Here is a 12,140-nt window from a genome sequence, read left to right on the forward strand (position 1 = left end):
GCCATGAGCACACAGCATCAGAAGCTTGAACGGAATTCTATCGGGTTTGCCCTGGCGATCCTGCTGGTGGCCTCGATCGGCGGCATTGTCGAAATCGCGCCGCTGTTCACCATCGAGAACACGGTGGAGGAGGTCGAGGGGATGCGCCCCTATACGCCGCTGGAACTGGCCGGGCGCGACATCTACGTGCGGGAGGGGTGTTATGCCTGCCATAGCCAGATGATCCGCACCCTGCGCTCGGACGTGGAGCGCTACGGCCATTACAGCCTCGCGGCCGAAAGCATGTATGACCATCCGTTCCAATGGGGCTCGAAACGCACGGGTCCGGATCTGGCGCGGATCGGTGGCAAATACTCTGATGCCTGGCACGTGGCCCACCTGGAGGCCCCGCGGGAGCTGGTGGAGGGCTCGGTGATGCCCGGCTATGCCTTTCTGTCGGACACACGGCTGGCGACCGGCCATCTGCCTGCGGCGCTGAAGGCGCTGAGCCGTGCCGGGGTGCCTTATACCGAAGCCCAGATCGAAAACGCAGAGAGGGAAGCGGTCTGGCAGGCGGATTTCGAGCAGAACTACGAAGGCGAGCTGCAGGAGAGCTATGGTGCAAAGGTGCAAGTGCGCGACTTTGACGGCCAGCCCGGCCGGCTGACGGAAATGGATGCGCTGGTCGCCTATCTGCAGATGCTGGGAACGCTTGCTGACCTGGATACTCTTGACCCGGAGGAGAGCAACCGATGACCCATGATGCCGTTCTTGTGTTCTCCAAGACCTGGGGGGCGGTTTACCTGCTGGTGGTGTTCCTGGCGGCAGTGCTTTGGACCTATTGGCCGTCGCGGCGGCGGATCTATGACGACGCGGCACAATCCCCGCTGGACGGGCGTGAGGATCAGCCATGGCAGTGAGGGAAAAGGACCCGGTTTCGGGCACTGAGCTAACCGGCCACGAGTGGGACGGGATCAAGGAAATGGACACGCCCGTGCCCTGGGCCTCCCGATGGGCACTGTGGATCAGCATTGCGGTGTCGGTACTGTTCTGGCTACTGTACCCGTCATTTCCGCTGGTCACCGGCTATGCCAAGGGGCTGCTGGGCTATTCCACGCGGGCGGAGGTGGCAGCTGCGGTGGATCAGGCAGAGGCGGAGCGGGCGCAGGCCTTTGCGCCGCTCCAGTCCGCGGACATTGCGGCGCTGGCAGCGGACGTGGCGCTTAAAGCGCGCTATGGCCAGGCGATCGGCAAGCTCTATGCCGACAATTGCGCCGCCTGCCACACTGCGGAGCTGACGGGCCAGACCGGGTTTCCCAATCTGACGGATGGGCATTGGCTGTGGTCGGGCAGCCCCGATGAGGTCGAATACAGCATCCGCTATGGCATTAATGCGGCCCATGACGACACCCGCAGCGCCCAGATGCTGGCTTTTGGCGCTGACGGAATGCTGGAAAAGGCGCAGGTCAAGGAAGCAGTGGAATTTGTGCTGTCGCTGTCCGGACAGGCGCATAACGCGGAGCTGGCCAAAGCGGGCAGGACGGTGTTTGAGGACAACTGTGCTGCTTGCCATGGCGACGATGGGCGCGGCGGTTATGAAAACGGCGCCCCGGATCTGGGTGATGGCCAGTGGATCTATGGCGGCAACCGGGACGACGTCTACCGCAGTGTCTACTATGGCCGGATGGGTGTCATGCCGGCCTGGGAGGGCCGGTTGAGCGATGCCCAAATCCGGATGCTGACACTTTACGTGCTGTGGAATGGCAATGATGCCGCCGAATGAGAAAAAACCGTCTGAGGAAAATCCGCGTTTCCGCAAGGCGATGTACCTGCTGATACTGGCGCTTCTGGCAGGTTACGCCGGGTTCAAGGCCTGGCATCTGTCAGTGGCGTTTGAAGCTTGGGACGGGCAGGTGCTGGAGGGCACGGTTTCCGGCGCCGCCAAGTGAGGAGCGGCTGAAACGGCCGGGGCCGGGCAAGCGGGTGCAGCCTATTTCAAGGCCTGCTCCGCTTCCAGCGCCCGGATCAGGTTCTTCATGCCGCGGTTTCCTTCCAGCGCGTCCTTCAGGGTGCGGCTGTCCAGCGCGGCAAAGAAGGCCTCCTGCGCCTCGGTCAGGATGGGCAGCAGTCCGCAGGCCGGCGTCATTACGCAGCAGCCGCCGTCCTCCTTCATGCATTCCACCAGCGGCGTGCCGTGTTCGGATTTGCGCAGAAGCCCGCCAATGGAGATCGCCTCGGGCAGCTGGGCTAGGCGCATGCCGCCGTTACGGCCGCGGACCGATTCCACATAACCTTCGTGGGTCAGCCACTGTGAGATCTTAGCGAGATGGTTGAACGGCAGCTGCTGCATCCCGGCTATTTCGCGGGTGGTCATCAGTCCGTCCTCGTGGGTGGCGAGGTGGATCAGGATGCGCAGGGCGTAATCTGAAAACTTGGTGATCTGCATAAGCGTTCATCCCACAATTAATAAGCATTGAAAAGACGTATTTTATTGACATGTATCGTCACCCTCCAATAATAGGCATTAAGAATGCTTATTAAAAGGAGGCAGCTCATGCAGCCAGTTGTTCTATTAATCTCGCTGATCCTCATGGCGGCGCTGTCAGCGGTCTTTGTTCTGGCAGCGCGGGCTGCGCGCGGCCCGGCGCCGGGTCCGGGCGCCAACGCAAAACGCACTGGGCTGATCTGGGCAATGACGATTGTGGGTGTGATCGTCTCCGTTGCATCGCTGAGGGAGTGGCCGCATGCGCTGGCCAGCACCGGCGACGCGCTGCAGGTGAATGTCAGCGGCGGCCAGTGGTGGTGGGACATCGACACCACGGAAATCCCGGCGGGCAAGCCGGTCAATTTCAATGTCACCACCGAGGACGTGACCCACGGGATGGGCATCTACGACAGCAACCTCACGCTGCTGACCCAGGTGCAGGCGATCCCGGGTTACACCACGCAGATCACCTACACGTTTGGGGAGCCGGGCAGCTACCAGGTCCTGTGCATGGAGTTCTGCGGCGTGGCGCATCACGACATGGTCAATGAATTCGAAGTTGTTGCGGGAGAGGAATAAATGAGCACTGCATCCGAGACATTCGCATCTCAACCGGCAGCAGCCGGCCCCCAGGCGGGGGCGGTCAAGCTGACGATGATCCTGTCCGGCGCGGTGTTTGCGCTGATGATGGTCTTCGGCCTCGTCATGCGCGCCGCCCAGGGCCAGTGGGTCGAGCTGGCCCCGGCGCTGTTCTATCAGCTGCTGACCGCGCATGGCGCGGGCATGGTGGGCACCGCGGCGCTGTCGGGCGCGGCGATCATGTGGTACTTTTGCAGCCGTTATCTGGAGCTGGCCGGCGGCATTTACTGGGCCTTCCTGGGACTGTTTCTGCTGGGAGTGGTGCTGATCCTTGGCGCCATCTTCATCGGCGGTTACGGCGGTGCCTGGACCTTCCTTTTCCCTCTGCCTGCACTCTCTGGCGGCGCCTGGGCGGCGGGCGCAGCCGCGGCCTTCATGCTGGGTTATACCGCTATCGGGGTGGGTTTTCTGCTCTATTACCTGGAGCTGGGCCGCCGTATTCATGCCCGTTACGGCAGCCTGGCGCGGGCGCTTGGCTGGAAGCTGATCTTGGGACGCGAGGATAATGATCCCCCGCCGCCTGCGATCGTTGCCGCTGCGGCAGTCACCATCTTCAACTCGATCGGGATTATCCTTGGCGCGTCGGTACTGGTTGCGAGCCTGGTGCATCTGCTGGTCCCGGGGTTCGAAGTGGATGCGCTCCTGGCCAAGAACCTGATCTATTTTTTCGGCCATGTCTTTATCAACGCCTCGATCTACATGGCGGTGACGGCTGTTTACGAGATCCTGCCGGAATACACCGGCAAGCCCTGGAAATCGAACCGGCTGTTTGCGATTTCCTGGAACGCGGTGCTGATCTTTGTGATGGCAGTCTACTGGCACCACCTGCTGCAGGACGTGATCATGCCGCCCTGGATGCTGGTGGTGGGGCAGCTGGTCTCCTACTTCAGCGGCATTCCCCTGATCGCAGTCACCGCTTTTTCGACCTTCCTCTATGTGCGCGGCTCCAAGATGACTTGGGATCTGGCCTCGGCGCTCTTGGTGCTGTCGGTTGCGGGCTGGTCGGTGGGGGCCATCCCGGCCTCCATCGATGGGATGATCAGTGTCAACAAGGTGATGCACAACACCATGTGGGTGCCGGGGCATTTCCACACCTATCTGCTGCTGGGCGAGGTGGCGATGGCCTTCGGCTTCATGGCCTGGCTGGTGCGCGGCAAGACGATCGCCCGGATGAACGGCATGGACCGGGCGGGATTTGCCATCTACCTGGCGGGGGCTGCCGGTTTCGTGACGGTGTTCCTGGTCTCCGGCGCCGCTTCGATCCCGCGGCGCTGGGCGGTGCATTACGAGGAATGGCTGACCCATGACCGTATCGGCACCGCATTCAGCATGCTGGTGGTGCTGGGCACCCTGGTCTTTGTACTGCGCTTCGTGGCGCGGCTTGGGCGGAGCGAGAGCTGATGCTGGCCCGTGTTCTCCCCTCGGTTCTCGCCGCCGTTGCCGGCGGCGGGATCCTCTGGCAGGCAACAGACGGGGCCCAGGCCTTTACCAGCGAGGCGGCGCGGCGGCTGGATGTGGTGCAGTCGCCCCGCAAAGTGCCCGAAATGCTGCTGGAGGATATGACCAGCCGCCAAGTGCCATTGCTGCCGCGAGCGGGCGAGGTTGTGCTGGTCGAGTTCATCTACACCGTTTGCGGCGACATCTGTCAGATCGCGGCGGCGGATTTTGCCGAGATCCGTGACCGGCTGCAGGCGCAGGGGGTAACGGCCCGGCTGCTGTCCGTTAGCTTTGACCCGGAGCGAGACACGCCGGAACAGATGTCGATCTATGGCGATGCTCATGAGGCAGACAGCAGGATGTGGACTGTCGCCCGGCCGGACCAGCGCGACCTGCCGGGGCTTCTGGACCTGTTCGGCGTGACCGTCATCCCGGATGAGTGGGGCGGGTTTCAGCATAATGCGGCGATCCACGTGATCAGCAGCGACGGCCGGTTTTCAGCGGTCTTCGACACGGATGCTGTGGAGGCGGTGCTTGCCCATCTCCGGGGGGTACAGCCATGAAGATGATCGCCCTGGCCCTGCTGGCCACGGCTGAGGCCGTTGCCCTCCAAGGTGCGGCGGCGGGCAGCCCGATCCAGCATGTGCTGGTGCAGATGCCGCTGCTGGTTCTGGCGGGCTTTCTTCTGGGCTGGGATTTGCACTGCCGCCGTGATTGGGCGGGTCCGCTATTACTTACGGCGTTAACGGTTTTTCTGTTCTGGATGCTGCCGCGCAACGTGGACTGGGCACTGACGCCTGCGGGGGAGTTGGCGAAATACCTGAGCCTGCCGCTGCTGCTTGGCGTGCCGCTGCGGCTGAGCTGGCCCTGGCTGGGTCCCGTCCTGCGCGGCTTTCTCAAGGCCAACGCGCTGTCGATGCTGGGGGTGCTAGGGTTCCTTTACACCCATGCCCCTGTGCGGATCTGCAATTCCTACCTGGTGTCCGCCCAGCAGGACTTGGGCTTTGCCTTCCTCTATCTCGCCGCGGGTTTGGCCTGCCTCTGGGCCGTCCCGGTATTGTTCGGGCATCCGCGCTGCCTGCCTTTTGGCAGCGCCGGATGCGCCAAATGCGGAGCTTGAAGCAAGATGACTTATGCCGAAACCGTTCTGGGTTTTGCCAAGGTGGCGCGAAACAAGAGCGCCAGCCTGCGGGGGGATCCGCTGGCCTTTCTGATCCTGGCCCTAAAGGCCGGCGCCTTTGTCGGCGCGGGCATCCTGCTGATCTTCTCGGTCGGGCAGGGGGTGGAGGGCGCCATCCGCCCCCTCGTCATGGGCGCAAGCTTCGGCATCGCGCTGACGCTAGTGGTGTTTGCGGGGGCTGAGCTGTTCACTGGCCACACCATGTACATGAACCACGGGCTGCTGACCGGACAAAGCGGGTTCCTTGCGAACATGAGCTACGAGCTTCGGACTCCTATGAATGGCATCCTGGGAATGACTGAAGTGCTGACCGAGACCAATCTGGACGAAGAGCAACGCGAACTCACCGGCACTATTTTCAGCTCGGCCAACGCACTCCTCTTGGTTATCAACGACATTCTAAATTTTTCAAAGATCGAAGCCGGCCAGCTAAGGGTCGAAACCGCGCCGTTCGAATTGAAGGTCGTCGTCGATGATGTTGCCGTGCTTTTGTCGCCGCGGGCTCAGGAAAAAGGGCTGGAGATTTGTACTGATTTCAAGTTGCCTTCACCGGTTTGGGTGAACGGCGATGCCGGCCGTCTCCGTCAGTGCTTGATCAACCTGGCTGGCAACGCTTTGAAATTCACAGAGGAAGGCCACGTCCGCATTCTTATCCGCCCCGGTCTTGGTTCGCAGCTCGTTTTTGAAGTGCAGGACACAGGTGTGGGGATTCCCGAAGACAAGCAGGAGGCTGTGTTTGCCGCCTTCGAGCAGGTTGATAACGGCTATACCCGAAGCTTTGACGGCACCGGGCTCGGCTTGTCGATCACACAGCGCCTGGTCAATCTGATGGGCGGAACGATCTCACTGACCTCTGAGCCTGGGGAAGGATCTGTTTTCGCGATGCAGATCCCGTTGCCGGAAGCGCAGGCAGCCAATCAATTCGAGCAGTCCAACTCTGTACTTCTGCGAGGGCAAACCGTTCCCCAAGCCTCACTCTCATGATAATCAGTTCAAGGTTAAGTGCCGGGTTGCACGATCAGAGATGATTTTAGAGCCCTCAGCCGCCGTCGGCCGCCTGGAAGCACCTCGCATGCGCAGCGGAGCACGAACGGCGCAAACCCGACCTTCGTCGTGCGGCTCGTGGAAGGCTAAGGGGCCGGGTACACCTGCCAATCAATGAGCCCTCAAAGCTGAGTCATAGAATGCTTGTGCAAGGCGCGCAATTCTTCAGTTAGGAAGTCGACAAACCGCCTGACGCGCACTGTTTTCCGGAGGTCTGAGTGAAGCAGAATCCAAAGCCATGGTCCGGGAGAAATGTCCGTTCCAGGCACCCGGCGCAGGTTCGGGAAAGCGGGTTCAAGCAGGACGGGCAGGTGCGACATGCCCGCATTCAAACTGACCAGGCGCGTCCGCATTTGACCGTCAGAGACTTCATGGCGCACGGCTGCGTTCGGGAACGGCGAATGCGACTGCCAGCCATGACCGCCATCTCCGCCCGGCATGCCGATCCACGTGAGTCCTGAACCGCCCGGGCCTGCTGACGGAAAAACGCTTTTGAGATACTCCTCGCTGGCGTAGACGCCTATATCCAGCTGCAGGAGCTTTCGGGCCACCACGTCATCCGCAACGTCCCGTGCGGCCCGCAATGAGACGTCGGTCTCGTCGTTGGTGATTGATTCCACCTTCGAGGTCAGCCGCAGTTCGATATCAATTTCCGGATAGCGGTCAGCGAACCGCACGATCAGCGGTGCCACGATGTCGTAGGCAAGAGTCGGCGTGAGCGAGAACCGGATTTTGCCGGACTCGCTCCGGTCCAGCCCTTCAACCCGCTTTCGGGCTGCAAAAATCTTTTGTTCTGCGCCTTCTGCCATCGGCAAAAGAGCTTCTCCTGCTTCGGTCAGCGAAAACCCCCGTCTGGAGCGGTGGAACAAGCGGACGCCATAGCTCGCCTCCAGGGCTTGGATGCTGCGATTGACAGTGCCGTAGTTGGCGCCAATCGATTGCGCGGCGGCGCGCAGACTGCCCGCCCGGGCAACGGCAAGGAAATGGGGCAAAAGCTCCCAATCAAATGTACGCATGTTTCTTGAATGTAACACCATGTTCCGTTTGTTCCGTTTTAGGCGGAGCTTGGCCTTGATACAAGGAGCTGACGTCAACCTTCCCTGACCGCCCCGCTGTGCTGCAGCTTTGAAGAACTGGACAATAAGATGAAACGATACCATCCCCTTCTCGTTGGCCTGCACTGGCTTGTCGCTGTGATGATCCTTGTGGCGCTTCTTATTGGCGGGCCCAGTCTGGCAGAAATGAAAAACAGCGACCCCGAAAAGATGTTCGGGCTGACCGGCCATATGATCTGGGGGCTGTCGATTGGAGCGCTTATGATCGTTCGCCTGGCCATGCGTGCCTTCTCAAAACGCCCGCTCCCCGCCAGCGCTGGCAATGCGCTGCTCAATTCCGGAGCAAAATTTGCGCATTTGGGGCTCTATGTTCTTGTTCTTGCGATGGTTGCCAGCGGCCTTGGCATCGCTATATCGGCGGATCTGTTCGCGATTGTCTTTTCAGGGTCCGGTGCCCCGCTGCCTGCGGATTTCAGCATCTACGCGGCACGCCAGGCGCACGCTGTCATTGCGACTCTTTTGCTTATCCTGATTGGCCTTCACATCGCGGGTTGGGTCTATCATCAGTTCTATCTGCAGGACCGGCTGATCAGTCGAATGTGGTTCGGGAAACGCACATAGCCTGATGGCCTCAATGTGCTGCCTGAAGCAATCCGGCGACAAAATTTGTTAGTAACTTTGGGCTCTAACTTCCCGTCTGCACCCACCACAACGGACGGCAAGATGGAGCCCATAACCGACCTAAGGTTGATGTTCTTTCGCGGTGGGCACAGCCCTTACATTAGCGACTGCAGCGAAAAACGGATTACTTACCTGCCTCCGCGAAGAACCAATCCAGTAGCCTCCGCTGAATACGCGCTGTGGTTTCTGTGTCCCGGTATTCCAGAAAGTATCCAGCCCTGTCCCGGCGAAAACCCTGCCCGATCTGCACCAGCTCGCCGGAAGCAACCTTATCTGCTGCCAAGTGCTGCCAAGCTAATGCGACCCCGGCGCCATCCGCCGCAGCCTGCAGCAAGAACTGGTAGCTGGGATAGCGGAACACCTGGTCTGGAGCGGTGTAGCCGATGCCCGAGTCGGCAAACCATTCTGGCCAGCCTGCGAACTCCATCGCACGTTCCTCATAGTGCAGAAGATCTAGCCGGACCAAAACTGACGGATTCTCCGAGGCATCCTGGAGTACAGGATTGCGATCCAGGTAATCCGGGGAACACACCGGAAAGGTTACCTCCTCAAAAAGCTGCTTTCGCGGCCATCCGGCCCAACCCTGCGGCCGCCAGTGGGCAATCATGTCGACGCTTTCAGGGTCGATTTCATCCAGCCAATGGGAGACTGCAAGTTGCACCTGCACATCTCCCATTGCCTGCCGCAGGCTGGAGAACCGAGGCAGCAACCAGCAGTTGGCAAAGCTTTGCGTGCAGGCCAGGCGCAGGCCGCCGGTTTCGGCGCTTCCGGCGGTTTTGCAGATGGCTGCATCGATATGCGACAGGCCTAGGTTCACCGCATTCGCCAGGTCCCGGCCCTGTCTGGTCACCGTCAGCTTGTTGTGCTCCCGGGCAAAGAGCTGCACTCCCAGCTGATTCTCCAGATTGGCAATATGGCGACTAACGGCAGGCTGGCTAAGGCCCAGGTGCTCTCCGGCTTTCGTGAAGCTGCCAAGCCGCACGGATGCCTCCAGAACGGGAAGTGCGTTGAGCAGATGCTGTGTGCGGCGAAAACGACCTTGCATAGAGAAAAGCTATGAGCGGCATGCAATTTTAGCAAGTTTATTTGCTGCTACGTCTTCTTAGGATGCAGTCAGAGAATGCAACACAGGAACAAGCGATGTCACTCTTACTAGAAATCAGCCCTCTGACGGACTGCTTTGGCGTTGTCGTCCACAACTTCGATCTATCAAAGACCTCAGTGGAGGAAGATTACTCGGAACTCCGGAAACTTTTCGAAGATCATTCGGCGCTGCTGTTTCGCAACCAGTCGTTGACGCCGGAAGATCACTTGCGCCTGGCGCGGATGTTCGGCCCCATTGAGGACCGGAAAAGGGATGAACGGCAGCCGGGTAAGGCGCCGGAGGTGTCGCTTGTGTCCAATGAAACAGGCGCAGGTGTCACGGGAGAAATGGATCTGCACACCCTGCATCTGAAGGCCAACCAGCAGTGGCATATCGATTCCACCTTCATGCCGGTTCCCTCGCTCTGCAACATCCTGGCTGCCAAAGTTGTGACAACTGAGGGCGGCCAGACAGAGCTAGCGTCCACGCGTGCGGCGTGGGCTGCGATGCCAGAGGAACTCCGACAGAGGATCAGAGGGCGGATTTTGGGGCACAACTACCGCCGCTCTCGGGAACGGATTTCAATGGAACTGGCAAATCTTCCCATGTTCAATAAATGGCCGGCGCAGCGATGGCCGGCGGTCTGGGCAAATCCCGTCAACGGGCAAGAGGCACTGTTTATTGCATCGCATGTGTTCGAGGTGGAGGGTCTCAGCCCGGCGGAAGGCGATGCGCTGGTGGATGACCTGATCGCATTCTGTACGCAGCCGCAGTTTGTGTATTCGCACCAGTGGCAGGTTGGCGATGTTCTTATGTGGGACCAGAGGGCAACGCTTCATCGCGGTATGCCCTGGCCTTATGAGCAGCCGCGAACCCTTGCGAGCGTTTGCTGTTCCATGACCGGTAGCGACGGCTTGGATACAGCGCGCAAGGCGGTTAGCCAGGCCGGCTGAAACGAACGGGGCTTCGGCCGACATAGCTCGGATCCAGCGGGACAAGGCCGCCCGTTCTCTTCTACGGTGAACGGCGGCTCCGTCCGGCACACGGTGAGTTCGACCTTGGGAAATGCTGCGCGATGCACGAACGGCGGTAATGCGAATGCTGCACTGCGGCATCAGCGCCCAGGGATTTTCCCTGCGGTTTGCCGATTAGTTCCAGAAGATCCCCCCGCATCTCGAATTCATGGCTGCCCGAAGCCACACAGCCTAATGAGCGCCCCCTCTCGGCAGATTGCTTCGCAATCGCCTGCCGGGCAGTGGGATCCCTGGACTTCCTGGCGGACAGCTTCGGCGCATCGCGGAAAACCTGCTTGCATTGTCAGCGATCGAGCCTTTGAGGCGCCATTGGTTCAAGCCCAATGGCGAGGGGCACGGAATTCACCAGCCGGGCAATCCTGAAATGGGCCGACAGGAACGGCGTGGATTGGCATTACATCGACCCCGGAAAACCGCAACAGAATGCCTTCATCGAGTCATTCAACGGCAGCCTGCGGGACGAGCTTCTCAATGAAGAGCTGTTCGACACCCTAGGCGATGCCCGCCGCAAGCTGGCGCTGTGGCGCTACGATTACAACAACGTCAGGCCGCACTCTTCGCTGGGGAACAAAACGCTCAGCTTCGGCGCATCGCGGAAGTTCCGCATCCTGGCCGTGAACGATGACTGCTGCCGGGAAAACCTGTGCCTGGCCGCGGACACCAGCACTTCAGGCGAGTGCGTTGCCCGGGAACTGGACGCGCTGGTCCGGGTCTACGGAAAACCTGCTTGCATTGTCAGCCGAAGTCGGGATTTCTATATCAGCCGAGGTCGATCCTGCTACACTTAATGCCTGGAAACATGCGCCTCGCTTGAAGACACTCAGCGGTCCCACATCATACGAGTACATCTGCAAATCTGGACTTCAGAGCCAGACATATTCATTGCGGCGTCCGTCGCCAGCGGCCAGGACTGAACACCTAAGCCGGTTTTGCAGTCTCTCTGCCTGCTTCCAGCGCGCGGATCAAGTTTTTCATATCGCGGTTTCCAGTCAACACATCTTCAAGTGTCCGGCTGTCCAAAGCGGCAAAGAACGCCTCCTGTGCCTCGTTCAGAACCGGTAGCAGCCCGCAGGCCGGGGTCATCACGCAGCAACCGCCATCTTCCTTCATACACTCCACCAAGGGGGTGCCGCTTTCTGACTTTCGTAGTAGCGCGCCAATCGAGATTGCCTCTGGCGGAAGTGCCAAACGCATGCCTCCGTTACGGCCACGCACTGATTCCACATACGCCTCATGGGTCAGCCATTGAGAAATCTTGGCCAAGTGATTGAACGGCAGCTTCTGCATCGCCGCGATCTCGCGGGTCGACATCAATCCTTCCTCATGCGTGGCGAGGTGGATCAGGACGCGCAGGGCGTAATCTGAGAACTTTGATATCTGCATAAGTGTTCTTTCCATAATTAATAAACATTAAAAATACGTATTTTATTGACATGTATCGTCACCCTCAATGATGGGCATCTTTAGTGCTTATTAAAGGGCGCGACACATGCAGCCAGTTGTTCTTTTGGTCTCTCTGATC

At 59.9% G+C, this 12,140-nt stretch carries 15 protein-coding genes and 2 pseudogenes; 13 read left to right on the plus strand and 4 right to left on the minus strand.

Annotated elements, in window-relative coordinates; all coding sequences use genetic code 11:
* Positions 1 to 3 precede the first annotated feature (3 nt).
* Genes ccoO through A2I95_RS10665 form a run of 4 tightly spaced genes read left to right on the plus strand, consistent with a single transcriptional unit; the run spans position 4 to position 1,928 of the window.
* Positions 4 to 735 (plus strand): cytochrome-c oxidase, cbb3-type subunit II, encoded by a 732-nt coding sequence (ccoO, locus tag A2I95_RS10650; RefSeq protein ID WP_291729736.1) that lies wholly within the window; start codon positions 4 to 6, stop codon positions 733 to 735.
* Complete coding sequence (locus tag A2I95_RS10655; RefSeq protein ID WP_039174659.1) at positions 732 to 899, plus strand: cbb3-type cytochrome c oxidase subunit 3; 168 nt, start codon at positions 732 to 734, stop codon at positions 897 to 899. The genes ccoO and A2I95_RS10655 overlap by 4 nt, the downstream gene beginning before the upstream one ends.
* Complete coding sequence (gene ccoP / locus A2I95_RS10660) at positions 890 to 1,762, plus strand: cytochrome-c oxidase, cbb3-type subunit III (protein WP_291729737.1); 873 nt, start codon at positions 890 to 892, stop codon at positions 1,760 to 1,762. The genes A2I95_RS10655 and ccoP overlap by 10 nt, the downstream gene beginning before the upstream one ends.
* Positions 1,746 to 1,928: a hypothetical protein gene (locus tag A2I95_RS10665; protein WP_291729738.1), complete on the plus strand. Its 183-nt coding sequence runs from the start codon at positions 1,746 to 1,748 to the stop codon at positions 1,926 to 1,928. Before ccoP ends, A2I95_RS10665 begins: the two co-directional genes overlap by 17 nt.
* 41 nt (positions 1,929 to 1,969) lie before the next feature.
* On the opposite strand, the gene A2I95_RS10670 is transcribed toward A2I95_RS10665, so the two are convergent.
* A complete protein-coding gene (locus A2I95_RS10670; protein ID WP_291729739.1) occupies positions 1,970 to 2,425 on the minus strand; it encodes an Rrf2 family transcriptional regulator in 456 nt (151 codons plus the stop codon).
* Positions 2,426 to 2,533: 108 nt separating this feature from the next.
* Between A2I95_RS10670 and A2I95_RS10675 the strand changes: the two genes are divergently transcribed.
* The 5 genes from A2I95_RS10675 to A2I95_RS10695 are packed head-to-tail and all read left to right on the plus strand — an operon-like array spanning position 2,534 to position 6,704.
* Complete coding sequence (locus A2I95_RS10675; protein WP_291729740.1) at positions 2,534 to 3,043, plus strand: cytochrome C oxidase subunit I; 510 nt, start codon at positions 2,534 to 2,536, stop codon at positions 3,041 to 3,043.
* Positions 3,044 to 4,504, plus strand: a complete 1,461-nt coding sequence (locus tag A2I95_RS10680; protein ID WP_291729741.1) for a cbb3-type cytochrome c oxidase subunit I — start codon at positions 3,044 to 3,046, stop codon at positions 4,502 to 4,504.
* Positions 4,504 to 5,103, plus strand: a complete 600-nt coding sequence (locus tag A2I95_RS10685; RefSeq protein WP_291729742.1) for an SCO family protein — start codon at positions 4,504 to 4,506, stop codon at positions 5,101 to 5,103. Before A2I95_RS10680 ends, A2I95_RS10685 begins: the two co-directional genes overlap by 1 nt.
* Complete coding sequence (locus tag A2I95_RS10690; RefSeq protein ID WP_291729743.1) at positions 5,100 to 5,660, plus strand: hypothetical protein; 561 nt, start codon at positions 5,100 to 5,102, stop codon at positions 5,658 to 5,660. The genes A2I95_RS10685 and A2I95_RS10690 overlap by 4 nt, the downstream gene beginning before the upstream one ends.
* Positions 5,661 to 5,666: 6 nt before the next feature.
* Positions 5,667 to 6,704 (plus strand): ATP-binding protein, encoded by a 1,038-nt coding sequence (locus tag A2I95_RS10695; protein WP_291729744.1) that lies wholly within the window; start codon positions 5,667 to 5,669, stop codon positions 6,702 to 6,704.
* Between the two features lie 182 nt (positions 6,705 to 6,886).
* Here the strand turns inward: A2I95_RS10695 and A2I95_RS10700 are convergent, their stop codons facing one another.
* Positions 6,887 to 7,780: a LysR family transcriptional regulator gene (locus A2I95_RS10700; RefSeq protein ID WP_291729745.1), complete on the minus strand. Its 894-nt coding sequence runs from the start codon at positions 7,778 to 7,780 to the stop codon at positions 6,887 to 6,889.
* A gap of 129 nt (positions 7,781 to 7,909) precedes the next feature.
* Between A2I95_RS10700 and A2I95_RS10705 the strand changes: the two genes are divergently transcribed.
* Positions 7,910 to 8,440 (plus strand): cytochrome b/b6 domain-containing protein, encoded by a 531-nt coding sequence (locus tag A2I95_RS10705; protein ID WP_291729746.1) that lies wholly within the window; start codon positions 7,910 to 7,912, stop codon positions 8,438 to 8,440.
* 184 nt (positions 8,441 to 8,624) lie between these two features.
* Here A2I95_RS10705 and A2I95_RS10710 read toward each other — a convergent pair whose 3' ends face one another.
* On the minus strand, positions 8,625 to 9,545 hold the full coding sequence (locus tag A2I95_RS10710) for a LysR substrate-binding domain-containing protein (RefSeq protein ID WP_291729747.1): 921 nt from the start codon (positions 9,543 to 9,545) through the stop codon (positions 8,625 to 8,627).
* A gap of 95 nt (positions 9,546 to 9,640) precedes the next feature.
* On the opposite strand from A2I95_RS10710, the gene A2I95_RS10715 reads away from it, so the two are divergent.
* The 3 genes and pseudogenes from A2I95_RS10715 to A2I95_RS10725 form a co-directional block, all read left to right on the plus strand.
* A complete protein-coding gene (locus A2I95_RS10715; RefSeq protein WP_291729748.1) occupies positions 9,641 to 10,537 on the plus strand; it encodes a TauD/TfdA family dioxygenase in 897 nt (298 codons plus the stop codon).
* A 413-nt stretch (positions 10,538 to 10,950) separates the two neighbouring features.
* Positions 10,951 to 11,193 (plus strand): annotated as a pseudogene (locus A2I95_RS10720) (integrase core domain-containing protein); the annotation flags it as partial.
* A gap of 3 nt (positions 11,194 to 11,196) precedes the next feature.
* A pseudogene (locus A2I95_RS10725) lies at positions 11,197 to 11,358 on the plus strand (IS3 family transposase); the annotation flags it as partial.
* 178 nt (positions 11,359 to 11,536) lie between these two features.
* On the opposite strand, the gene A2I95_RS10730 reads toward A2I95_RS10725, so the two are convergent.
* A complete protein-coding gene (locus A2I95_RS10730) occupies positions 11,537 to 12,001 on the minus strand; it encodes an Rrf2 family transcriptional regulator (protein WP_291729749.1) in 465 nt (154 codons plus the stop codon).
* Positions 12,002 to 12,140: the final 139 nt, after the last annotated feature.

The sequence above is a fragment of the Leisingera sp. F5 genome (genome assembly GCF_001593695.1).

Bases quoted from the DNA above. Each gene is read 5' to 3' on its own strand.
- ccoO (WP_291729736.1), top strand. From the start codon at position 4: ATGAGCACACAGCATCAGAAGCTTGAACGGAATTCTATCGGGTTTGCC.
- A2I95_RS10655 (WP_039174659.1), top strand. From the start codon at position 732: ATGACCCATGATGCCGTTCTTGTGTTCTCCAAGACCTGGGGGGCGGTT.
- ccoP (WP_291729737.1), top strand. From the start codon at position 890: ATGGCAGTGAGGGAAAAGGACCCGGTTTCGGGCACTGAGCTAACCGGC.
- A2I95_RS10665 (WP_291729738.1), top strand. From the start codon at position 1,746: ATGATGCCGCCGAATGAGAAAAAACCGTCTGAGGAAAATCCGCGTTTC.
- A2I95_RS10670 (WP_291729739.1), bottom strand. From the start codon at position 2,425: ATGCAGATCACCAAGTTTTCAGATTACGCCCTGCGCATCCTGATCCAC.
- A2I95_RS10675 (WP_291729740.1), top strand. From the start codon at position 2,534: ATGCAGCCAGTTGTTCTATTAATCTCGCTGATCCTCATGGCGGCGCTG.
- A2I95_RS10680 (WP_291729741.1), top strand. From the start codon at position 3,044: ATGAGCACTGCATCCGAGACATTCGCATCTCAACCGGCAGCAGCCGGC.
- A2I95_RS10685 (WP_291729742.1), top strand. From the start codon at position 4,504: ATGCTGGCCCGTGTTCTCCCCTCGGTTCTCGCCGCCGTTGCCGGCGGC.
- A2I95_RS10690 (WP_291729743.1), top strand. From the start codon at position 5,100: ATGAAGATGATCGCCCTGGCCCTGCTGGCCACGGCTGAGGCCGTTGCC.
- A2I95_RS10695 (WP_291729744.1), top strand. From the start codon at position 5,667: ATGACTTATGCCGAAACCGTTCTGGGTTTTGCCAAGGTGGCGCGAAAC.
- A2I95_RS10700 (WP_291729745.1), bottom strand. From the start codon at position 7,780: ATGCGTACATTTGATTGGGAGCTTTTGCCCCATTTCCTTGCCGTTGCC.
- A2I95_RS10705 (WP_291729746.1), top strand. From the start codon at position 7,910: ATGAAACGATACCATCCCCTTCTCGTTGGCCTGCACTGGCTTGTCGCT.
- A2I95_RS10710 (WP_291729747.1), bottom strand. From the start codon at position 9,545: ATGCAAGGTCGTTTTCGCCGCACACAGCATCTGCTCAACGCACTTCCC.
- A2I95_RS10715 (WP_291729748.1), top strand. From the start codon at position 9,641: ATGTCACTCTTACTAGAAATCAGCCCTCTGACGGACTGCTTTGGCGTT.
- A2I95_RS10730 (WP_291729749.1), bottom strand. From the start codon at position 12,001: ATGCAGATATCAAAGTTCTCAGATTACGCCCTGCGCGTCCTGATCCAC.